The following is a 23,616-nucleotide window of genomic DNA, read 5'->3' on the forward strand; positions in this document are numbered from 1 at the left end:
TAGATTTAAGGAATTAATTTTAAGGTAATAACATCATGCGAAGCTATTTCAGCTGTAAAAACTTTTTTCGTATTTCCGATTTCTTTATTCTTCCAAAGGTCTTTCAACTTGAAGGTTGTTTTATTGAAATCGGCTTCATATCCAAAATCGGCATCTTTGAGATTATTTTTCTTCCAATCGAAATTTACTTTTTTCGAAGTTTCTGTTCTATTTATAAAACTAACTGCCCAAGCTCCATCTGAAAGCGGTTTTACCCACACTTCTACTCCATCTAAGATAGCATATTTAAATCCTTGAATCCCAAGTTTATCTTGATTTACAGCAAGTAATTCTTTATTGGTTAAAATTGCTAAAGTTTCATTAGACATTTTACGATAATCATTTCCTGTAAATAAAGGAGAAGAAAGCATACACCACATTGCAAAATGCGTTTTATCTTCAGTGTCATTCATTTCGTTTCCAACTTCCATCATATCAAAATCATTCCAATGATCTGGACCTGAATATTTACGAATATCTTTTCGCATATCAGCAATTTTCATAAATCCCCAAGACGACCAATTTTCTGGATGTTTGAATTCGCAATCAAAACAAGGATAAATATCTCCTGAGATTCTCCAAAGATTTCCAACAGGTTTACCCCATTCCCATGGCTGATTATCTCCCCATTCGCAAAGGCTGAAAACAATTGGTCTTCCAGCTGTTTTTAATGCATTGCTCATGGTTGTATACGCTTCTTTTGCAGTAATTCCTTCTGTATTGCACCAATCGTATTTTAAGAAATCTATTCCAAGTTTTGCGTAAAATCTAGCATCCTGATATTCGTAGCCTCTTGTTCCTGGATAACCGGCGCAGGTTTTGGTACCTGCACAATTGTACAATCCGAATTTAAGGCCTTTACTGTGAACATAATCTATAAGCGCTTTCATTCCGTTTGGAAATTTTTCTGGGTCTGGAACTAAATCGCCGTTTACATCACGTTCGTGCGTCATCCATCCATCATCTAAAACAATATAATTGTAGCCAGCTGCCGCCAAACCAGAAGAAACCATAATATCTGCGGTTTCTTTTACTAATTTTTCGTCAATATTAGTTGCAAAAGTATTCCATGAATTCCAGCCCATTGGCGGCGTCATTGCAAGTCCTTCAAATTTTCCGGCTTGTTGTTTATGAGTATTTCCTTGGCTGAAAGCAAAACTCGAAATACTTAAAGCAAGCATCAATGCGATTTTTTTCATTTTCTAGATCTTAATTCATTATAAAAAGATGTTCCCTAATTTTTCAACTAGGGAACATCACAAACTAACTCAAACCGATTCCTATTTTAATACAAATCCTAAATCATCAAACAATACGGTATTACCACCATCACTATTTGACTCTTGGAATGTAATCATTGAAAGAGTTGAAGGATTTCCTAATTTATCTAACGGAATTTCTATGTAAACCCACGCCGTTGTAACTGGAATAACATAGTTTGGCCCGCCGTTTAAACTAAAGTTAACCTGACCGTTTTTAGCTCCTTTCACAGCAATTCTAAATGCTTTATAAGGAGTCATATCAACATTGAAGCCCCAGTTTCCACCATCCCAAGCTGCAAATTCCCATTGCCATGATTTTTCGCCTTGATACGAATCGCCATCAAAATCAAAATTAACTCCTTTACCTGCCCATGGTCCTCCCCACTGCATTCCGTAAAGTTTATCATCATACAATGCTGTTCCGATAGCTTCTTTTGAAACTGCTGTTCCAGAAATATTAGAAACTGTCAAATATCTATGATTCGCATTGGCTGGAATTTTCACTACAACTTCTTCCAAAGTTGATGAAACAACCTCAACAGGAACTTCTGGTTCTGTAGCCGTTTTAGCCAATGTAACAACTGGATCTAAGAAATATTTTCCTTTTATGGTTACCTCATCTCCTTCTTCACAGTTTATAGAATTGAATCCGCTGAATGTTGGCACGGGAGGCGCAACCATTAAATCGTACTCTGCTGTTCCTCTACTTGTAACTACTCTTAATTTATTAGAAGCATTTGCAAAAGGCGTATTTTCATCAACAAGAATAATGATATCAGTATCTGTTACAAAAGTTGATCTAAAATAAGTATCGTAATCATTGAAATAAACTTTTGTCGCTGTTAGAAATCCTTTTCCGTGAATTACATAATAATTTTTTGGATCTACTAATTTCGTTGGTTCTAACGGCTTAAGACTTCCATCTGCATTATAACCAGAAGGCATCACCGATTCTATGACAGGCGCTCCTGTGTATGCATCAGCGCTATCATCATTTGAGCAGGAAGTAAAAAGCAATAATGACAGCATTAATACCAAACATGCTCCTAATGAAACAATTTTTAAATTTTTCATATTTTAATATTTTTAAAATTATTTAAAAGTATATGGTACTACTTCCGTTAATTTTGGATTTTTAGTTAAGTCATCAGCAGGATAAGGAAGCAACAAATTCGTTGCTGAAATTGTGATGTGTTTTTCCACTTCTCTATTTCCTCTGTTTTGCGCTTCTAGAATTGCTTTCGCTTTTTCGAAAGGCAAACGTCCTAGATCAAAATAATAATCTCCTTCACAAGCTAATTCTGCACGTCTTTCTTTAAAAATATCATCAAATGTAATTACAGATTTTGTTGGCAAACCTGCTCTTTTTCGAACTGCATTGTACGATTTAAGTGCGTTTGCATCTGTAGTGCTTCCTGTTTGTCCGCCAAGAATTGCTTCTGCGTGAATTAATAACAATTCAGCATAACGCATCATGTAGCTATTCATACTGCTTTCTCCATTATTTACAGGATTAAAAGCTCCCGTAATTGGAAGATTTTCTTTTCCGATAACATATTTCTTAAGTCCAGCTCCAGATTTCTGTGCTTCGTATTGCAACTCAAAAGTGTAGCCTAAAATTTTTGGAGCACCAATCTCTAATGTTTTTGCATAAGTCAAATTAGGATAAAAATCTCCTGGAAGCATAAAAGTCTCGATTCTTCTTCTGTCTCCGTTTTCAAAACCATTTTTAATCAAATCTTGAGATGGGGCAATCTGACCAGAATATGTAGTTTCTACTAATCTATTTTCAGGGGCAAATAATGTATTGGTAAAGTTTCCGTCAAAATAACCTCCAGTTCCTGTCCATTGCCAAGCAAAAATAGACTCTTCATTATTATTGTTTTTTTGCAAAAATAAATCAGCAAAAGATTTACTTGGAAGTTCGTCTCCACCCAATAATTTAAACTCTCCACTATTAATTACCTCTTGCGCCATTTGTCTAGCCAAGTCATATTTCTTTTGATATAAATAAACTTTTGCAAGCAGTGCTTTTGCAGATCCAGCAGAAACGTGAGCATTTGCAGCATAATTTGAACCTCTATTTTTTGTTCTCAAGTTAGCAATCGCAAATTTCAAATCATTTTCGATAAACGTATAAACATCTTCAACTCGGTTACTTGGAATAACGTAGTTTTTTGAATAGTCCGCATTGTTCTCAATAATAGGCACATTTCCCCATAATCTTACTAGAAAAAAATAAGAGAAAGCTCTAATAAAATGGCATTCACCCAACGTATTATTTAAAGCTTCTTTACTAACATTTGGCCCAACACTTTGTGGTAAATTGCTTAGATAAGCATTAGAATTTGCAATAGCACCAAAACAAGATCTCCAAGAATCTGAGATATATCTCGATGTATTAGTGAAACTTAAATCGGTAAAATCACCAAAATCATTATAAATATCAGCATACATATTTCCAGAAATTACATCGGTAATTCCGTAAAAACCTTCTTTATTCATATTAAACCAAACTAAACCATACAGTCCGTTTGTTGCATTATCTAACTTTTCATCAGAATCATAATAATTCCCCATCGTTGGATTTCCTTCAGCAGGCACTTCTATAAAATCTTGTGAGCAAGAAGAAAACAACATCAACAATGCCATCAATCCAACACCGCCTTTTTTATATATATTTTTCATACTTCTTTTTATTAAAATTCAACATTAAAACCAAAAGTAATTTGTCTTGGTACCGGATAGCGCCCGTTGTCAATTCCCGTCATTAACGCATCCTGATTGTAAGATCCTACCTCTGGATCATATCCTGTATACTTTGTAAAAGTGTACAAGTTTTGTGCAGAAGCATAAACTCTCAACCTAGTCAATTTGATTTTTGAAATGATGTCTGATGGTAATGAATATCCTAATGTCACGTTCTGAATTCTTAAATATGATCCGTTTTCTATCATACGAGTTGAAATCGCATTATTAATATGATCATAGCTAGAAGGAGTTGGCAATGAACCATCTAAATTACTTGCAGAATAAAAATCAGCCGCTTCAGTTAAATAGTTAGTGCCTAAACCACTGTTCATAATTCCAGATGAACGAGTTAAATTCATTAATTTATTTCCAGCAGTTCCCTGAAGAAAAATGGATAAATCAACATTTTTATATTTGAAGTTGTTTGTAAAACCGTAAGTAAATTTAGGATTCGGGTTTCCGATTGCCGTTAAATCGCTTTGGTCAATTTTACCATCATTATTCAAATCTTTATAAATAACATCACCTTTTACAAAATTTGGCAATAATGAGTTTGTTCCGTTTTTCAAAGGCACTTTATTTCCACTACCATCATCATGGCCATATCTCACTAAATCTTCATCTGTTCTATAAATTCCTAAAGCCTCATAACCTAAGAAAGAACCAATTGGCAAACCTTCTTGTGTTCTCGTTACACTCACGGTATTATAAGCAAGAGTTCCAGTTGTTTTCACAATATTTAAACCTGCCATATCTGTAACTTTATTAACATATTTAGTAAAGTTTAAACTAGAATCCCATGAAAAGTCTTTTGTAAATTTATTGTGATAACCAAGAGTAACCTCAACCCCTTTATTCTGCATACTTCCTAAGTTGAAATATGGAGGATTTACACCTCCCTCATAATCACCACCTCCAGAAAGATAATTTGGAAGAGGTACTTGATACAAGAAGTTTTTAGAAACTTTTTTATACAAATCTACCGAAGCAGAAAATTTAGAATCAAACATTGTAAAATCTAAACCTAAGTTGGTCTGATCTTGCGTTTCCCATTTCAAATCTTTATTTGGCGTATTTGAAGGAAGATAAGAAGTTCCCATTGAACTAATTACAACATGCAAGTTAGAATCGTATAAGTTGTTAGGAATTTGGTTATTTCCTGTTTGTCCCCATCCAAATCTAAATTTAATATTGTCAACATATTTTTTTGTGCTTTCCATAAAAGACTCATTAGAAAGTTTCCATGAAGCACCTACAGAACTAAAAACACCCCATTTATTTCCTACGAAAAATTTAGAAGATCCATCGGCTCTTACTGCTGCAGAAATTCCATAACGATCAGCATAATCATAAACTACCCTTCCTAAATAAGAAGCCAAAGTCTGACTGCCTGAATAAGTGCTTTTAAGTTCTGCTTGCGTCAAATCTCCACCCGCAAGAGTTTGGTTATTATTGTCTTTATAACCATTTCCTACCATAGAATATCCTTCCCAGTGTGATCTATTTGATTCTTGAACGGCTAAGATTGTGAAGTTATGCTTATCAATAGTATTTCTGTAGGTAAGCATATTTTTTAAGTTCCAAGAATTTCCAGAAGACGGGTTGTAATACAAGTTTGCATAATCTTTTACTGCATTTCCTAAAGAATACATAGGATCAAAACGCTGTCCTAAATTATCGTATAGGTATCCTCCAGCCTCAAAACGATATTCTAATCCTTTAACTATATCTACTTGAGTATAGAAATTTCCAGAATAGTTCTTTCTCACCAAAGTATTAGAACCTAATAAAGATGTTGCAACAGGGTTTACAAACGAAACTCCAGAAGTTGGTCCAGCAAAAGCACCAGATAATTCTCTAACCGCAACATCTGGCGTAGCTAATAAAGAAGTTGCTACTACTCCGTTAAACTGCCCGTTTAAAGTCAATTTTTCATCTGTAATTGCACCGCTTACATTGATACCAACTTTAATAAAGCTATTTACTTTGGCATCAACATTTGTTCTAATGTTATATCTTTTAAAACCAGACTCTATAACAATTCCTTCCTGATTCAAAACTCCTCCAGAAATATAATACGTGACACCTTCTTTACCTCCAGAAAAAGACAGCTGATTTGAGCTCATCATACCCGTTTCGTAAATAGCATCTTGCCAATCTGTTCCAGCGCCTAAAAGTTCAGGATGAGCAAATTCAGGTCGTTTTGAAGATGGATCATAAACATTTGATAAAGCATTCTGATGTGTAGCATATTGCTGTAAATTCATTGAATGCAGTTTTTTAGGAAGATTACTTATCGAATAAGAATTTTCGAAAGTCAATTTACCTGTACCTTTTTTACCAGATTTTGTTGTTACAATGATAACCCCATTTGCACCTCTTGAACCATAAATTGCAGTTGCCGAAGCATCTTTCAAAATATCGATAGACTCAATATCGTTTGGATTAATTAATGCCAATGGACTCATAGTAATATTTCCGGCATTAGAAAAGTTAGATTCTCCAGAAGCATTTCTCCCTGAAGTCGCAGAATTTCTTGCATCTCCAGAAATTGGCACACCATCAATTACATACAAAGGTTCGTTTGTACCCGTTAAAGAAGAAACCCCTCTAATTTTTACAGAAACATTACTTCCCGGCTCTCCAGAGTTACTACTAACGACTACCCCCGCTGCTTTTCCTTGCATCATTTGATCAAAGGAAGCTACTTTAAGATTTTCGATATCTTTAGAGCCAATACTTGAAATCGCACTATTGATATCTTTACGTTTTTGCGTACCGTAACCAATTACAACAACGTCTTTTAAGTCTTCTGCATTAGATTTCAAAACAACATCAATTTTCGTTTTACCGTCTACGGCAACCTTCAATGTTGTAAAACCGATAAAAGAGAATGATAGAGTTGAATTTGCCGGAACATCAATAGAATATTTACCATCAAAGTCCGTAGAAACAGTCGCTTTCGAACCAGAAACCGAAACATTGGCACCTGGAATAGACAGTCCTTTTTCGTCTGAAACTGTCCCCGAAACTTTTACTTGAGCCGTAATAAAATTACTGGCCAGTAACAAAAATAATATCAAAGGAACAGCTCTGTGGTCAGCCTTCCAATGAATGAAGCTAGTCATTAGTTTTTTCATAATAAGTGTTTGGTTAGTTGAATTTGTTTATTGCGAATCCAAAAGTAAAAGCCTGGTAATTTTTACTTTCAAATTATTTAACAAATCTATAACAGAGAGGATTATCAAATCGATAATATTATATCATTTAATGATAATATTTTTACCAGAATCGATTTTAAAAACATATATGAAAATAAAATCGCGTAATTTTTAAATTATTCGCAATGATATCACCTCAAAGAACACAAACGATGAATAAAAACTAATGAAATTGCAAAATTCAAACGTTTTCGTTAAAAATAATATTTATTGATGACAAAAAAGTATCACTATAAAATTCGCTTCAAGCCCGAAAACTCTTCACGATACTGACTTGGCGTACAATTTTTTGTTGCTTTAAAACTGCGATTGAAGTTCGCTATATTATTAAAACCCGATTTAAAAGCAACTTCAGAAACACTCATATCTTTTTCTACCAACCAACGCGCCGCGTAACCGATACGAATATCATTTATATAATTGACGAAAGTTTTCCCAGTTCTTTTTTTAATAAATCGGTTAAAAGAAATTATCGACATACTCGCCACATTTGCCACATCTTCTAAAGTGATTTTTTCAGCAAAATGCTTTTGCACATATTCATAAACCAATTTCATTTTATCATAATCATCAAAAGTATCGTAGTCTACGGTATAAGTCGAAAGCAAACGTTGATTTCTAGAATTTGCAAGATCATATAATAAAGAAGTAATTTCTAAAAAATAATCCATACCATCTAACTTAGAAAGCCTCACAAGCCTTGGCATTAATTCTTCAGCTGTTTTTTTTGAAAAAAGAATTCCGTGAATTGATCGATTAAACATATCTCGAATCGGATTCATAATACGTCTTGACAATAAAGATTCGTGAAATAAATCATTATGAAACTGGATCGTTATTTCGTGTATTTTTTTACTCGTACATTTATTCAGTTCCCAACCATGATATAAATTTGGGCCAATTAAAACCAATTCGACATTATCGATTTCCTCAATATTATCTCCCACAACCCTTTTAACTCCTTTTCCATTTTGAATGAAATTGATTTCAAATTCTGGATGATAATGAACCGGAAAATCAAAACTATCTTTTACGCGATCAAAAACCAAAAAGCTGTCACTTGCAGCAAGTGGCGCTATTTCTCTATAAAAATTCTTCGTATTACTCATCTTAAATCTATTTCAGGAAAACAATCATTCGTTTATTCGATTGCAATAATATGATATATAATTGATAAAATAATATTAATTACACTATAATCATCCGTTTATCTTTGAAAAAATTAATTTATCATTTCTTTAAAAAGAACATTAATAATAAACATTAATCATTTTTTATTAAATAACTTTTTATAGTTTTAATAATTTTAACCCTAATCGCGTTGAAAATTTTCGATAGAAAAAACGCTATTATTTAAAAACTGTAAACCCTTGTTTAGTTAGCTTTTAGCTAAGCAACCAACTTATATTTTTCGATGAAAAAACATTTTTTAACACTTTTAGCTATAACTGTAATGAGCAGTTCGTGTTTGTCACAAAAAAGCCACAGTAATACTAATTTGTCACTTTCAGATAAAAAAGCAACAGCAGAAACTAAATCTTTATACAAAGAACTTCATTCTTTAACTCAAAAAGGTTTCCTTTTTGGACATCAAGACGATTTGGCTTATGGCGTAAAATGGAAATACGAAGATGGTCGAAGCGACATAAAAGATGTAGTTGGAGATTATCCTGCAGTTTATGGATGGGATATTGCAGGTTTAGAAAATGATAGTCCGAACAATATTGACGGAGTTCCTTTTACTAAAATGAAACAATATATTATTGATGCAAACGCAAGAGGCGGAATTTCAACTATCAGCTGGCATTTTGATAATCCAGCGACAGGAAAAAATGCTTGGGATAACACTCCAAATTCTTTAAAAACTATTTTGCCTGGAGCTGAAAATCATAAAAAATATGTTTCTTGGCTAGATAAAGCTGCCATTTTCTTTTTGTCATTAAAAGATAAAAATGGAAAAAATATTCCGATTCTTTTTAGACCTTTTCACGAATTGACTGGCGGATGGTTTTGGTGGGGAAAAGGAAATTGCACTCCAGAAGAATTTAAAACTGCTTGGAAATTCACCTTTGATTATCTTCAGAAAAAAGGCGTTCACAACTTGATTTATGTTTACAATACAGGAAGTTTTGGAAGCGAAAATGACTTCTTGACCAATTATCCTGGCGACAATTATGCTGACATGTTGAGTTTTGACTCTTACCAAAACAGTAATGATCCAAATGGAGAAAAATTCATTAGCGAAGTTCAAAATCAATTTAAAATATTGAACGAGATAAGTCTAAAAAAACATAAATTGATGGCTCTCGCAGAAGCTGGTTATGAAGCAATTCCAGACCCTAAATGGTGGACAGGAACTTTACTAAAAGCTATTGGAGATTATAAAATTTCTTATGTATTGCTATGGAGAAATCACGGATGGCAGGAAAAAGAGCAAAAAATGCATTACTACGCTCCTTATAGCGGACAAGTAAGCGAAAAAGATTTTGTTGATTTTTATAATCTTGACCAAACTATCTTTGAAAAAGACATTCAGAAAAAATTAAAATAATCAATTTGGTGAGATAAAACAGATTTAATTTTAACACATAGAAACATAGGTTTTTATTGCTTCGTGTTTGAGGTTATAGAAAAGCAAGCTTTAACACATAGCTCTATGTTTAATATTATAAGTGAAACGACTTTAATAAATTCCTAAAAGCTATGTTTCTATGTGTTAAAAAAATTACCAAGCGAATAATTGCCCCAAAATAAATTACAATCTTTAAAAGAAATCTAATGCACGACAAAATTAGTTTAAAAGAAAAAATTGGTTACGGACTTGGAGATGCTGCTTCCTCTATGTTTTGGAAAATTTTCAGCATGTATCTGCTATTTTTCTACACCGATGTTTTCGGATTGGCGCCTGCTGTAGTAGGAACTATGTTTTTAATTACTAGAATCTGGGATTCTTGTTTTGACCCAATTGTTGGAATTCTAGCCGATAGAACCAAAAGCAAATGGGGAAAATTTAGACCGTATTTACTTTGGGTAGCGATACCTTTTGCCGTGATTGGAGTTTTAACTTTCTACACTCCAGATTTTGACGAAAAAGGAAAAATCATTTACGCTTACGTGACCTACTCGTTAATGATGATGATTTATTCTTTAATCAACGTTCCTTACGCTTCTCTTTTAGGAGTTATGTCTTCTGACAGAAAAGAAAGAAACACACTCTCTTCTTACCGAATGGTTTTCGCTTTTGGCGGAAGTCTTTTGGCACTTTGGCTAATTGAGCCTTTGGTAAATTATTTTGGAGGAAATTTAAATTCTAAAACAGGCTGGTTGGCTACAATCGCCGTTTTCGGATTAATTACAACCATCTTTTTCTGGGCTTGTTTTTTATTCACTAAAGAAAGAATCAAACCAATTGAAAATGAAGAAAACAACTTAAAAGAAGATTTAAAAGACCTTCTAAAAAATAAACCTTGGTGGATTTTGCTTGGAGCCGGAATTGGCGCATTAGTTTTCAATTCTATTCGAGATGGTGCGGCAGTTTACTACTTCAAATATTATGTAAGCAGCAGTATAAACTTCGATTTTTCACTTTTCGGAACCGATTTCCACATGACACCAACTTCAATTTATTTGGTTTTGGGACAAGCCGCAAACATTATCGGAGTAATCGCAGCAACAACAATCGCGAATAAAATTGGTAAAAAGAAAACCTTCTTCGGAGCAATGGCTGTGGCAGCAATTTTAAGTCTAATTTTCTATTTATTCGGAAAAGAAGATGTTTTCTTAATTATGAGTTTCCAAGTTTTAATCAGTATTTGTGCAGGCTGTATTTTCCCGTTAATCTGGTCAATGTATGCCGACAGCGCCGATTATTCGGAATGGAAACAAGGACGTAGAGCAACAGGGTTAGTTTTCTCTGCTTCGTCAATGTCACAAAAATTCGGATGGACGATTGGTGGTGCCGGAGCGGGATGGCTTTTAGGCTATTACGGCTTTCAAGCCAATGTTGAACAAACAGCAACAGCTCAAAACGGAATTCAATTAATGTTGAGTATTCTTCCAGCAATTGCCGCAGCCATATCAGTTGCTTTCATAGCATTTTATCCTTTATCAGAAGAAAAATTACAGATAATCGAACAGGATTTAAACGAAAAGAGAAATCATTAAAAACAAAGACAAAGAATCAATTTATATGACAACAATAACCTCTTCAGCCCCTTTTCTAGAAAGAAAATCGGCATTAGAAAAACAACATAAAACGCTTCTTGAACAAAAAAACGTACCTCAAGAAACTGTTGGAAACGGGATTTACGAACGTTATAAAAACCCAGTTGTTACCGCAGCACATATTCCGTTAAACTGGCGTTTTGATTTCAACGAAGATTCAAATCCGTTTTTACAAGAAAGAATCGGTGTGAACGCAGCCTTCAACGCTGGAGCAATGAAATGGAATGGCAAATATTTAATGGCTGTTCGTGTAGAAGGAATTGACAGAAAATCATTTTTCGCTATCGCGGAAAGTCCAAACGGAATCGATAATTTCAAGTTTTGGGATAAACCTTGTGTGATTCCACAAACTGAAGAGCCAGATACAAACGTTTATGATATGCGTTTAATAAACCACGAAGACGGATTTGTTTATGGAATTTTCTGTACCGAAAGAAAAGATCCAAAAGCTCCAAAAGGCGATACAAGTTCGGCTGTAGCCAATGCAGGAATTGTTCGTTCTAAAGATTTGGTAAACTGGGAAAGACTTCCAGATTTGATTTCGAACACAGGACAACAGCGAAATGTAGTATTACATCCAGAATTTGTAAACGGAAAATACGCTTTATATACACGTCCGCAAGATGGTTTTATCGATGTTGGAAGTGGCGGAGGAATCGGTTTAGGATATGTTGAAGATATGACAAATCCTGTTGTAAAAGACGAAAAAATCATTTTTGGAAAACAATATCATACGATTTACGAATTGAAAAATGGTTTGGGTCCTGCCCCAATTAAAACTTCAAAAGGCTGGTTGCATTTAGCCCACGGAGTTCGAAATACGGCTGCAGGATTACGCTACACTTTATACATGTTCATGACCGATTTGAATGACATTTCGAAAGTAACTCACGTTCCTGCTGGCCATTTTATGGGGCCTGAGGGAATTGAAAGAGTTGGAGACGTTTCGAATGTTTTATTCTCTAACGGATGGATCGAAGACGAAGACGGAACAGTTTACGTCTATTACGCTTCTTCTGACACACGCATGCACGTTGCAGTTTCTTCTGTAGACAAATTGGTTGATTATGTGATCAATACTCCCGCAGATACTTTTATTTCAGCAGGTTCTGTGCAAACCATCATTAATCAAATCGAAAAAAATAACGCAATTTAAAATATCGTGTCATTACAAAGAAAGCTTTTAAAATCGGAACTAACCGCAGAACTTGATTCCATCCTAAAATATTGGTCGAAGCGTACTATTGACGACCAAAATGGAGGTTTTGTTGGCCAAATCGATTTTAACGATCATCGGATTGCGAATGCAGAAAAAGGTTCGGTTTTAAACGCCCGAATTCTTTGGACATTCTCTGCCAGTTACCAAACCACGAAAAACGAAAACCACAAAAAACTGGCAGAAAGAGCATTCGAGTTTCTCGCATCTTATTTTTATGACACACAGTTTGGAGGTCTTTTTTGGAGTATAAATGAGGATACAACTCCAAAAGACACCAAAAACCAGATTTACGCATTAGCTTTTGCGATTTATGGATTATCTGAATATTATGTGATTTCGAAAGAAGAAAGAGCTTTAGAAATTGCTAAAAACTTATACGCTAAAATTCAAGAACACAGTTACGATCCTGAAAACAAAGGTTATTTTGAAGCTTTTACAAGAGATTGGCAACCTATTGAAGATTTGCGTCTAAGCGCGAAAGATGCCAACGAAAAGAAAACTATGAATACGCATCTTCATATTATTGAAGGTTATGTGAATTTATATAAAGTCTGGAAAGATGAAAAACTCCTTCAAGACATTATTGAATTATTAGAAACAATCGAAAAATATTTCATCAATACCAAAACGGGTCATTTGCGTTTGTTTTTTGATGAAAATTGGATCGAAAAACCAGATGTTATTTCATACGGACATGATATTGAAGCTGCGTGGCTTTTACAGCAATGTGCCGAAATTTCAGGCAATGAAAAATTAATTGCCAATTTCAAGAAATACGCTATCCAAATTGCTGAAGCCACAAAAGAAGGTCTCGATTCTGATGGCGGATTATGGTATGAATATGATCCTGAAAAGAAAGAATTAATTCTAGAAAAACATTGGTGGCCGCAGGCAGAAGCTTTGATTGGCTTTTACAATGCTTATCAATTGACCGGAAAAGAAGAATATCTGGATATTGTTTACAAAATCTGGAAATTCACAAAAAAACACATGATCGACCACAAAAACGGAGAATGGTTTTGGGGCGTTTATGACGATTATTATACAATGAAAAAAGATAAAGCTGGTTTTTGGAAATGTCCATATCATAACGGCCGCGCTTGTCTGGAACTTATTAATCGAATTAAAGACTAAAGGTTTTAGGTTAAAAATTAAAACTTCTTAAATAACGTAAAACCCTAGCCCTGATAGAAGTGAAAATCCTTTTGTGGCGGGGTTCGCCACAAAAGATTGTAACGGATAGCAGGATTAGCTCCTTAAAATACAAATTATGAAAAACAGATTTTTTAAAACCCTTTCATTAGCTATGATTTTTACTGTAATCGCTTGTCAAGCGCAGGAAAAAATCACCGTAAAAGGAAACCAATTTTTTAAAGGAGATCAACCTTATGCTTACATCGGAACCAATTATTGGTACGGAAGTATGCTGGCTTCTAAAAAAATAGGCGACCGAAAAAGGCTTTTGCGCGAATTGGATTTAATGAAAAAAAACGGAATCGATAATTTGCGTGTTTTGGTTGGTGCTGATGGTGGAAAATATGATTTTACAGTTCGCCCAGCCTTGCAATACGAGCAAGGAAAATACGATGAAGATCTTTTGGACGGTTTAGATTTTTTAATTTCTGAAATGCAAAAACGTAAAATGTACGCGGTTTTGTATTTGACGAATAACTGGGAATGGTCGGGCGGAATGTCGCAATATTTAGAATGGAATGGCAAAGGTCCGGTTCCGGTTCCTGCGATTCCACCAAATACTTGGCCTCAATTCATGTCGTATACAGAGCAATTTCATAGCTGCGAACCTTGTATGGAAGCGTTGAACAATCATGTGAAGTTTATTATTGGAAGAACAAATGCTTATTCTAAAAAGAAATACAACGAAGACAACACGATTATGGCGTGGCAAGTTGGTAACGAACCACGACTTTTTACTAAAGAAAACGAAGCGAAATTCACAAAATGGTTGAATAACATTGTCGATTTGATTGATAGTTTAGACAAAAATCATTTGGTTTCTACAGGTTCTGAAGGAAAAAACAGCTCGAACGACAGCATGGAAATCTTCGAAAGAACGCATCAAAACCCAAATATCGATTATTTGACAATGCACATTTGGCCAAAAAACTGGAATTGGTTTAAAGCTGATAATGCCGAAGCTACAATGCCTGCAACAATTGAAAACGCTGGAAAATATATTGACGATCACATTAAAGTTGCCAATAATCTGAAAAGACCAATTATCATTGAAGAGTTTGGGCTTCCGAGAGAAAACGAAAATTTAAATGCGGGCGCGCCTTCTGTTTATCGTGATCAATTTTACAGTTATATTTTTGGAAGAGTAGTTGAAAGTCATAAAAATGGAGGGCCGTTGCAAGCGGCAAATTTCTGGGGTTACGGCGGTGAAGGAAAAGCCATTCACCCTGATGGAAAATGGAATCCTGGTGAACCTTTAACGACAGATCCTCCGCAAGAACCGCAAGGTTTGAATTCTATTTTTAATGGAGACAAATCGACTTTAGAAATTGTAAAAAAATACAATTTAGAATTGAAGAAAAAATAAAATAATTTTCACCATATAAGTGATATAAGTTCATTTAATAAGTTTGGCTTTAAGTCCTAGCTAAATTGAACTTATATCACTTATATGGTTTCAAAAAATACCCGCATGAAAAACACATTTATTCTTTTTTGTTTCTTATTCCTAAATCTTTCTTTTTCTCAGAAGAAACAAGACTTTACTGTAACTTCTCCTGATGGAAAAATTGAAGTCAAAATTTCTGTGAATGATAAAATATCTTGGTCGATTTCGCATGAAAAAGATTTGATTCTGGCTCCTTCGCAAATGTCTTTGACTTTAGATGAAAATCAGATTTTAGGAAAAAATCCAGTTGTTATTAATTCGAAAAAAGAAAGTGTAAATAATTCGTTTGAAACATCGCTTTATAAAAAGAAATCAGTTCAAAATCATTACAATCAACTGACTTTAAACTTTAAAAATGATTTCAGTATTGAATATCGTGTTTTTGATGATGGTGCCGCGTATCGATTTATTACCAAAAAGAAAAAAGATATTACAGTTAAATCTGAAGAAGTAGTTTTAAATTTCGATAAAGATTACAACACTTTAATGCCATATGTGAGAGATTTAAGAAATCCGAAAGATCCTTATATTTCTTCGTTTGAAGCACATTACGAAAACAAAAAAATCAGCGAATTTTCTAAAGATACTTTAGCATTTTTACCTTTTTTAATTGATTATAAAAACCACAAAAAAGCAGTTTTTCTAGAAGCTAATTTGGAAGATTATCCGGGATTATTTGTTACAAACAACAAAAATAAATCAAGTTTTGAATCTCGTTTTTCTAAATACCCTTTAAAAGAAACCAACGGCGGATTCAACAATATCAACCGATTAATTACAGAAAGAGCCGATTATTTAGTAAAAACAAAAGGAACAAGAACTTTCCCATGGAGAGCCATTGTAATTTCTGAAAATGATGCCGCTTTAGCTAATAATGATATAGTTCAGAAATTAGCTGAACCTTCAAAAATCAAAGACATTTCTTGGATCAAACCTGGAAAAGTAGCTTGGGATTGGTGGAACGATTGGAATATTTACAACATCGATTTTAAAGCTGGAATCAACACTCAGACTTATAAATATTACATTGATTTTGCTTCTAAAAACAAAGTTGAATATGTGGTTTTGGACGAAGGTTGGAGTTTGGAAGAAGATATTATGAAACACAATCCGAATGTTGATTTAGAAGCTTTAATCGCTTACGGAAAAGAACGAAATGTTGGCATTATTTTGTGGAGTTCGTGGATGGCTTTAACTAAAAATACAGACGGAATTTTGAAGAATTATGCCAACTTAGGAATCAAAGGTTTTAAAGTGGATTTCTTAGATCGTGACGATGCCAAAATGGTAAATTCAGTTTACGATATTTCGCAAAAAGCGGCAAATCATAAATTGGTTTTGGATTTCCACGGAATGTACAAACCAACTGGAATTCAAAGAACTTTCCCTAACATTTTAAATTTTGAAGGCGTAAAAGGTTTAGAAAACAATAAATGGACACCAAATGATGATGTTCCTTTATACGATACTACAATTCCGTTTATCAGAATGATGGCTGGCCCGATGGACTATACGCCAGGCGCAATGCGAAATGCTACTAAAAGCGAATTCAAACCAAGTCATTCTACTCCAATGAGCCAAGGAACGAGATGTCATCAATTGGCACTTTACACGATTTTTGAAGCTCCTTTGCAAATGATGGCCGACAGTCCAACCGCTTTTATGAAAGAACAAGAAAGCACTGATTTTATCGCTAAAGTTCCGACCGTTTTTGATGAAACTGTTGCTCTTGATGGAGAAGTTGGAAAATACGTTTCTATTGCTCGAAAAAAAGACAATACTTGGTATTTAGGAGCTATCACAAATTGGGATTCCAGAGACATTACAATTGATTTTTCTTTCCTTGAAAAAGGCAAAAAATTCCAAGCCGAAATTTTCTCAGATGGTGTAAATGCGGATAAAGCTGCAGTCGATTATAAAAAAGAAATTATTACTGTTGATTCTACAACGAAGTTAAAATATAGATTAGCAAACGGTGGCGGTTTGGCGATGATTATCAAATAAAAAAAGGAGAACAAATTGTTCTCCTTTTTTTATCATTTTTATTTATTAAGCTAAAATCTTCTCAATCGCATTTAATTCGTCATGAGAAAACTCCGTATTCTGTAAACAATCGATATTATTACACAATTGTTTTACAGAACTCGCACCAATCAAAACCGAAGTGATTCGTTTATCTTTTTGAAGCCAAGCTAATGCCATTTGCGCCAAAGATTGATTTCTATTTTGAGCAATTTCATTCAGCTGAATCAATTTCTGAATTCTTTCCTGTGTAACTTCGTCTTCTCTCAAATGCCCATTCGGATTATGAGCTCTTGAATTCTCTGGAATTCCTTTTAAATATTTATCTGTTAAAAGTCCTTGTGCCAAAGGCGAAAATGCAATACATCCCACTCCTTTTTCTTCTAAAACATCCAACAAACCATTTTCAACCCAACGTTCCAACATCGAATACTTCGCTTGATGAATCAAACAAGGCGTTCCCAGTTGTTTTAAAACATCAACCGCAACTCTAGTCTGCTCCGCAGAATAATTACTGATTCCAACATACAAAGCCTTACCACTTCTTACGGCATGATCTAAAGCCATCATCGTTTCTTCAATCGGAGTTTCTGGATCTGGACGATGCGAATAAAAAATATCAACATAATCAACATTCATTCTTTTCAAACTTTGGTCTAAACTCGAAAGAAGGTATTTTCTCGAACCCCAATCTCCGTAAGGTCCTTTCCACATCGTATAACCTGCTTTTGTCGAAATTACGATTTCATCACGCAGATTTCCTTGAAAATTATGCCATAATATTTTTCCGAAATTCTCCTCAGCAGAACCAGGAACTGGACCGTAATTATTAGCCAAATCGAAGTGTGTAATTCCTTTATCAAAAGCTTCAATAGCAATGCTTTCAGCATTCTCAAAATTATCTACTGAACCGAAATTATGCCATAATCCTAAAGAAATTTCAGGCAGTAATAATCCGCTTCTGCCGCATCTGTTATATTTCATGTTTGTAATTTAAAAGTTGGAGTTTTAATAGATTTTAAAAATACAAAAAACTCCCGCAGATTTTGCAGATTTAGGAGATTAAAAAAATCCGCTAAATCTGCTAAATCTGCGAGAGAAAAATTAAAATCGTCACGACTCGAGCGATAGCGAACAGGCGAAGCAATTCACAAATTAATTGAATAAATTCGTGAATTCGTGGCGAAAAATAACTTTGAACCTTTGTTACTTTGCCCCTTTGAACCTCTTAAAGAATCTCAAAACCACTTTGCAAACCTTTATCAGAGCTTCCTCCAACCATGATTTTAAAAGTTCCTGGTTCTACAAGATATTTTCCTTCATTATCATAAAAACCAAGTTCTTTATCTGTTAAAGCAAATTTTACCGTTTTCGTTTCTCCTTTTTTAAGATTTACCAATTCAAAACCTTTTAATTCTTTAATTGGACGAATGATACTTGCAAATTCATCATGAATGTACAATTGAACTACCTCTTTTCCATCATAATTTCCAGAATTTGTGACCTCAACAGAAACCTCAACTTTTTCTCCTTTTGCAAAAGAAGTTTTATTCAACTTCAAGTTTTTATAATCGAATTTCGTGTAGCTTAATCCAAAACCAAACGGAAACTGAGGAGTTTTCTCCACATCCATGTAATGCGACCAGAAAACATTTTTATCGCTGTCGATTGGTCTTCCTGTGCTGTATTTATTGTAATAAATTGGCACTTGACCAACATTTCTAGGAAACGACATTGGCAATTTCCCACTCGGGTTATAATCTCCGTATAAAACCTGAGCAATCGCATTTCCTGCCTGAGTTCCTAAATGCCAAGCCTCAACAATTGCTGGAACATTTTCAGCTGCCCACGGAATACTCAACGGACGACCATTATTTAAAACCAAAACTACATTCGGATTTACTTTATAAATTTCTTCTAATAATTCCTGCTGTAAACCTGGCAAGTTCAAATCCGTTCTGCTTCTTCCTTCACCGCTTTGGAAACCGTATTCTCCTAAAACCATTACAACAACATCGGCATTTTTTGCTGCTTTTTTCGCTGCTTCAAATCCGCTTTTATCAGTTGTATTGAAAATGGTTTCGGTTAAAAAAGTTGCTTTTTGAGTCAATAAATCTGCACCTTTTTCAAAAGTCAGCTGATTGTCTTTGTATTGCTGCATTCCTTCTAAAACTGAAACTGCAGTATCATCTGAAGCAGCAATTCTCCAGCTTCCCAACGGACTATTTTTATCATTTGCCAAAGCGCCAATCAAAGCGATTTTCTTCCCAGATTTCTTTAGCGGAAGCAAATTCTTTTCATTCTTCAATAAAACGATAGATTTCTTTGCCATGTCTAAAACGCCTTCATTATTGGCTTTACTTCCAACAACTTCTTTTTCGCGTTTTTCATCACAATATCTGTACGGATCGTCAAATAATCCTAATTCAAATTTCACACGAAGAATTCTGCGAACGGCATCATCAACCAAAGCTTCTTTTACCTTTCCAGATTTTACCAAATCAACCAATTTAGCAACGTACAAATACGATTCCATATCCATATCAGAACCTGCAATTACTGCTTTTGCCGTTGCATCGGCTTCATCTTTTGCATAACCGTGCGCAATCATTTCACGAATCGAAGCATAATCAGAAATTACAAATCCGTCAAACTTCCATTTTTCTTTTAAAATATCTCTTTGCAAAAAAGCATTTCCAGTTGCTGGAACTCCATTCAAAGTATTAAACGAATTCATAAACGTACGAACTCCAGCTTCAACCGTCGCTTCAAAAGGAGGCAAAACCGAATTGTACAATTTAGAATTACTAATATCCACAATATTATATTCCAAACCAGCTTCAACATAACCGTAAGCCGCAAAGTGTTTCGCGCAAGCAGCAATTGTATTTACTTTTTGCAAATCAGCAATTGTTTCCCCTTGAAAACCTTTCACACGCGCATACCCCACTTTACTTCCCAAATACGGATCTTCCCCCGCACCTTCCATCACACGTCCCCAACGCGCATCATTTGCAACGTCAACATTTGGCCCAAAAGTCCAATTAATTCCAGATGCCGAAGCTTCATCAGCCGCAATTGCAGCCGACTTTTTAATCGCTTCCAAATCCCAACTCGCGGCTTCTGCCAACGGAATCGGACTTAACGTTTTATAGCCATGAATTACGTCAAAACCAATAATTAACGGAATTCCCAATCGCGTTTCTTCAACCGCAATTTTCTGCACAGCGCGAACTTCTTTTACACCACGAACTGTCAGCATCGATCCGACTAAACCTTTTCTTAAATGTTCGTATTTTAATTCGGCCGTTCCGCCTTTTGGCGCAGGTCCCGTAACATCCCAAAAACCATTATATTGGTTCATCTGTCCCACTTTTTCCTCCAACGTCATCAACGGTAAAAGCAAATCTATGCGTTGCTCAACAGTTTTATTTTTATCCAGATACGGCTTTTTTTGTGCACTCATATTTCCAACAGTAAACAGGGACAAAACCCCGATAATAATTATTTTTCGATTCTTCATGATGGTTTAGTTAGTTTAGTAATTTGGGCGTGTCCCGCCGAAAAAGGCGGGTCGGGCTATCCGTTACAAGTCCTCGCACTTCCTTCGTCAGGCTGCGGGCTTTCCACTTCTATCCCTCACGCAAACATTTTCAAAAGAGCATTTTCATTATTCTGTTTTTATAATTCAAAATCATTCAGAAATAAAACAAGAAGCAGGCAAATTGGCTTTATTAAACAAATTCGATTGCGTTGTATTTCCCCAAGCAAATCTCACTTTTGCTGGATTTACAACTTTTTTACTTGTCAAAATCACCTGATTATTTTTTATCGAAGCTTCAGCAGGAACAAAAACTCCATCGGTTCCAGCCACTTCAAATTGATTCGATTTTTTGTCTTTAAAATACAATCCGTCAGCATAATCGAAAGAAACAATTACTGTGTTTTTTTCAACTTGAATATCTTTAAACAACGGACCATTTACCAAATTAGAATTGGTTTTATACGTTTCCTTCAAAGCCAAATTCGCCAAACGAATTCCAACTGATTTTTTATTTTTAGGATGAATATCAATCGTATCTGAAATATCACTAATTACAACCATTCCCGTTTTCGAAACTTCTTTCAATAATTTTCTCTGAGAATCTCTAACCGTTACGTTCGAAAAATTATTTTTTCCGGTTTTAAAAGGCGCAATCTGAACATAATAAAACGGGAAATCATCTTTCCATTCTTTTCTCCAAGACGTAATTAACGCTCCAAGGGTTGCATCATAAACCAAAGAACCTACATTCGATTCTCCTTGATACCAAAGCGTTCCTGCGATTTTAAATCCAACAATTGGGTAAATCATCGCATTGTAGGCGCGTCCAGGTTGTCTTGGTCCGTATTCTTGTTCGTTAAGTTTTTTAGCATTTTCTAATAAAATCGGATCATTATTTACGACTTCTTCTGGCATCCAGATTTCTGCTGGAGTTCCGCCCCAATTAGAAGAAATTAATCCAATTGGAACATTTTTCAAATCTTCGCGAAGGCGTTTGGCAAAAAAGTAGCCAATCGCGCTAAAATATTTCATGGTTTCAGGAGTCGATTCTGTCCAACTTCCAAGCAAATTATTCTGCGGACTTTCTGCCGTTAATTTCGGAACCGTAAAAAAACGAATATTCGGATTCGTAGCATTTTTCATTTCTTCTTCTCCATCATCAATTCCCCAACTTACCGACATTTCCATATTCGATTGACCTGAGCAAAGCCAAACTTCGCCAATCAAAATATTTTTTAAAACCACTTCGTTGTAACCTTTTATCGAAATTGTAAAAGGTCCGCCAGCTTCTGGAGTTTTAATCGTCAATTCCCATTTTGCCTGATTGTTAGCAACGGTTTTATATTCCTGATTGTTCCAGCTAGAAACCAGTTTTATTTCTTCTTTTGGATTTGCCCAACCCCAAATTTTCACTTCAGAGTTGCGTTGTAAAACCATATTATCACTAAAAATATTCGGAAGCGAAACGTTTGCCATCATAGTACTGGAAATCAATAAAAAGAAAACAAACTTATAGATATTATTTTTCATTTAGCAACTTCTTTAAAAATGGAGCATATTCGTCTGCCAAAAGCTTATGTTCTGCCACATCTGGATGTCCTGAACATCCGCTTGGAGTCATTGGTTTGAATTTAAAAATCTGAATTGGTTTGTGCGCTTTATCATTCGCGAAAGCATTTTTAACTTTATTCAAACAATCTTCAAAAACAACTCCTCTTTCACCTCCAACCATCGGACTGTTTGTAATTACAATTTGCGCTTTCGGATTATGTTCGTACAACATCTTTATAAAATTGACGTAATTCGAAACATATTTTTCAGGATTAAAAGGCAAACGTTCTTTCTTTCCATCTCCGCCAGAAAAGTCATTTGTCCCCAAAGCAATACTGATAATATCGGGGTGAAAAGCAAAATCGTATTTCGGTTTTGAAGCATCTTTCGTCAAATACAAATTCTGATAAACATCTGGCATTATCGCTTCGTCTTTGTTTTCGTCATTCCAATTTCTATACATTCCAATTCCAGAAACAGAACTTACCAAATAATCTACACCAATTGCCCTAGAAAGTGTTGGCCCGTAAGCGTAATAACTATTGTGGTGATCGTAATATTCGCCTTTATCGCAAGGAATATCAGAACCGTCACTCGCTGCTCCGCAAGTAATCGAATCTCCAATAAACTCAATTTTCTTTTTCTTTTTAAATGAAATTGAAGTTAGTTTAGCCGTTGTTCCTGCGAATAAAACTCCACCCGTATGTGCTTCAGTATTTTTATAGATTTCTAAACGATGTTGTTTTTGATTTGAAGTAACTTTAATTGGAAAAGATTGTGCTGTTCCTTTTTCAATTCTAATTTTCCCAATATACTTTCCGTCCAAAACCAAAGAAACATAATTATGATGTTCGTATGAATCGACACTTTGAAGTGAAATCGAACATTCATTTCCCGTAAAATTGAAAGAAACAGAAGAAGCCGTTCCAATCAAAATGACGTTATCATGCTGCAGTTTTTCTACTCGACCTCGATATAAGAATGTTTTGTTTGAATTTAGCGTTTGCGAATTTGAAATAATCGAAATCAGCAAAAACAAAATTAAAAGTGCTATTTTTTTGGGAAACATAATTTATTTGTTAAAATATAAATACGATTCACAAATATATTGGAAAGAGAATATCGAAAAAGATACTAAAATG

The 23,616-nt window shown here is 34.7% G+C and carries 15 protein-coding genes; 6 read left to right on the top strand and 9 right to left on the bottom strand.

The annotated features are described in order from the left end of the window. Window positions 1–5: 5 nt before the first annotated feature. From ACE01P_RS09950 to ACE01P_RS09970, 5 genes are all read right to left on the bottom strand, one after another. Window positions 6–1,238 carry a glycoside hydrolase family 27 protein gene (locus ACE01P_RS09950; protein ID WP_379696923.1) on the bottom strand — a complete coding sequence of 411 codons (1,233 nt, stop codon included), beginning with the start codon at window positions 1,236–1,238 and terminating at the stop codon, window positions 6–8. An 81-nt stretch (window positions 1,239–1,319) separates the two neighbouring features. Then, on the bottom strand, window positions 1,320–2,375 hold the full coding sequence (locus tag ACE01P_RS09955) for a hypothetical protein (RefSeq protein ID WP_379696926.1): 1,056 nt from the start codon (window positions 2,373–2,375) through the stop codon (window positions 1,320–1,322). Between the two features lie 18 nt (window positions 2,376–2,393). Next, window positions 2,394–3,989, bottom strand: coding sequence for a RagB/SusD family nutrient uptake outer membrane protein (locus ACE01P_RS09960; RefSeq protein WP_379696929.1), 1,596 nt, complete (start codon window positions 3,987–3,989; stop codon window positions 2,394–2,396). A gap of 11 nt (window positions 3,990–4,000) precedes the next feature. Further along, complete coding sequence (locus ACE01P_RS09965) at window positions 4,001–7,192, bottom strand: SusC/RagA family TonB-linked outer membrane protein (RefSeq protein ID WP_379696931.1); 3,192 nt, start codon at window positions 7,190–7,192, stop codon at window positions 4,001–4,003. Window positions 7,193–7,503: 311 nt separating this feature from the next. Then, window positions 7,504–8,382: an AraC family transcriptional regulator gene (locus ACE01P_RS09970; RefSeq protein ID WP_379696933.1), complete on the bottom strand. Its 879-nt coding sequence runs from the start codon at window positions 8,380–8,382 to the stop codon at window positions 7,504–7,506. Between the two features lie 305 nt (window positions 8,383–8,687). Between ACE01P_RS09970 and ACE01P_RS09975 the strand changes: the two genes are divergently transcribed. The 6 genes from ACE01P_RS09975 to ACE01P_RS10000 all read left to right on the top strand — a co-directional run bounded on the left by ACE01P_RS09975 (window position 8,688) and on the right by ACE01P_RS10000 (window position 17,361). Continuing rightward, window positions 8,688–9,824, top strand: coding sequence for a glycoside hydrolase family 26 protein (locus tag ACE01P_RS09975; RefSeq protein ID WP_379696935.1), 1,137 nt, complete (start codon window positions 8,688–8,690; stop codon window positions 9,822–9,824). Window positions 9,825–10,051: 227 nt separating this feature from the next. Continuing rightward, window positions 10,052–11,437, top strand: a complete 1,386-nt coding sequence (locus ACE01P_RS09980; RefSeq protein WP_379696937.1) for an MFS transporter — start codon at window positions 10,052–10,054, stop codon at window positions 11,435–11,437. 25 nt (window positions 11,438–11,462) lie between these two features. Next, window positions 11,463–12,653, top strand: a complete 1,191-nt coding sequence (locus tag ACE01P_RS09985; RefSeq protein WP_379696939.1) for a glycosidase — start codon at window positions 11,463–11,465, stop codon at window positions 12,651–12,653. 6 nt (window positions 12,654–12,659) lie between these two features. Then, window positions 12,660–13,850, top strand: coding sequence for an AGE family epimerase/isomerase (locus ACE01P_RS09990; protein WP_379696941.1), 1,191 nt, complete (start codon window positions 12,660–12,662; stop codon window positions 13,848–13,850). 136 nt (window positions 13,851–13,986) lie between these two features. Continuing rightward, window positions 13,987–15,276 carry a beta-mannanase gene (locus tag ACE01P_RS09995; protein ID WP_379696943.1) on the top strand — a complete coding sequence of 430 codons (1,290 nt, stop codon included), beginning with the start codon at window positions 13,987–13,989 and terminating at the stop codon, window positions 15,274–15,276. A gap of 105 nt (window positions 15,277–15,381) precedes the next feature. Continuing rightward, entirely contained in the window at window positions 15,382–17,361 is a 1,980-nt protein-coding gene (locus ACE01P_RS10000; protein WP_379696944.1) for a glycoside hydrolase family 97 protein, read from the top strand. A gap of 45 nt (window positions 17,362–17,406) precedes the next feature. Here the strand turns inward: ACE01P_RS10000 and mgrA are convergent, their stop codons facing one another. The 4 genes from mgrA to ACE01P_RS10020 all read right to left on the bottom strand — a co-directional run bounded on the left by mgrA (window position 17,407) and on the right by ACE01P_RS10020 (window position 23,543). Then, window positions 17,407–18,363: an L-glyceraldehyde 3-phosphate reductase gene (gene mgrA, locus ACE01P_RS10005; protein ID WP_379696946.1), complete on the bottom strand. Its 957-nt coding sequence runs from the start codon at window positions 18,361–18,363 to the stop codon at window positions 17,407–17,409. Between the two features lie 244 nt (window positions 18,364–18,607). Then, the gene (gene bglX / locus ACE01P_RS10010) at window positions 18,608–20,902 is read right to left on the bottom strand and encodes a beta-glucosidase BglX (RefSeq protein WP_379696948.1); all 2,295 of its coding nucleotides are present in this window, start codon (window positions 20,900–20,902) and stop codon (window positions 18,608–18,610) included. A 171-nt stretch (window positions 20,903–21,073) separates the two neighbouring features. Next, window positions 21,074–22,453 (bottom strand): sialate O-acetylesterase, encoded by a 1,380-nt coding sequence (locus tag ACE01P_RS10015; protein ID WP_379696950.1) that lies wholly within the window; start codon window positions 22,451–22,453, stop codon window positions 21,074–21,076. Beyond that, complete coding sequence (locus ACE01P_RS10020) at window positions 22,443–23,543, bottom strand: GDSL-type esterase/lipase family protein (RefSeq protein WP_379696952.1); 1,101 nt, start codon at window positions 23,541–23,543, stop codon at window positions 22,443–22,445. Before ACE01P_RS10020 ends, ACE01P_RS10015 begins: the two co-directional genes overlap by 11 nt. Between the last annotated feature and the right edge of the window lie 73 nt (window positions 23,544–23,616).

This window comes from Flavobacterium sp. HJSW_4 (assembly GCF_042436695.1).
Lineage (GTDB): Bacteria > Bacteroidota > Bacteroidia > Flavobacteriales > Flavobacteriaceae > Flavobacterium.

Excerpts from the sequence above, each read along its gene's own strand:
- ACE01P_RS09950 (WP_379696923.1), bottom strand. The coding sequence starts at position 1,238 with ATGAAAAAAATCGCATTGATGCTTGCTTTAAGTATTTCGAGTTTTGCT.
- ACE01P_RS09955 (WP_379696926.1), bottom strand. The coding sequence starts at position 2,375 with ATGAAAAATTTAAAAATTGTTTCATTAGGAGCATGTTTGGTATTAATG.
- ACE01P_RS09960 (WP_379696929.1), bottom strand. The coding sequence starts at position 3,989 with ATGAAAAATATATATAAAAAAGGCGGTGTTGGATTGATGGCATTGTTG.
- ACE01P_RS09965 (WP_379696931.1), bottom strand. The coding sequence starts at position 7,192 with ATGAAAAAACTAATGACTAGCTTCATTCATTGGAAGGCTGACCACAGA.
- ACE01P_RS09970 (WP_379696933.1), bottom strand. The coding sequence starts at position 8,382 with ATGAGTAATACGAAGAATTTTTATAGAGAAATAGCGCCACTTGCTGCA.
- ACE01P_RS09975 (WP_379696935.1), top strand. The coding sequence starts at position 8,688 with ATGAAAAAACATTTTTTAACACTTTTAGCTATAACTGTAATGAGCAGT.
- ACE01P_RS09980 (WP_379696937.1), top strand. The coding sequence starts at position 10,052 with ATGCACGACAAAATTAGTTTAAAAGAAAAAATTGGTTACGGACTTGGA.
- ACE01P_RS09985 (WP_379696939.1), top strand. The coding sequence starts at position 11,463 with ATGACAACAATAACCTCTTCAGCCCCTTTTCTAGAAAGAAAATCGGCA.
- ACE01P_RS09995 (WP_379696943.1), top strand. The coding sequence starts at position 13,987 with ATGAAAAACAGATTTTTTAAAACCCTTTCATTAGCTATGATTTTTACT.
- ACE01P_RS10000 (WP_379696944.1), top strand. The coding sequence starts at position 15,382 with ATGAAAAACACATTTATTCTTTTTTGTTTCTTATTCCTAAATCTTTCT.
- mgrA (WP_379696946.1), bottom strand. The coding sequence starts at position 18,363 with ATGAAATATAACAGATGCGGCAGAAGCGGATTATTACTGCCTGAAATT.
- bglX (WP_379696948.1), bottom strand. The coding sequence starts at position 20,902 with ATGAAGAATCGAAAAATAATTATTATCGGGGTTTTGTCCCTGTTTACT.
- ACE01P_RS10015 (WP_379696950.1), bottom strand. The coding sequence starts at position 22,453 with ATGAAAAATAATATCTATAAGTTTGTTTTCTTTTTATTGATTTCCAGT.
- ACE01P_RS10020 (WP_379696952.1), bottom strand. The coding sequence starts at position 23,543 with ATGTTTCCCAAAAAAATAGCACTTTTAATTTTGTTTTTGCTGATTTCG.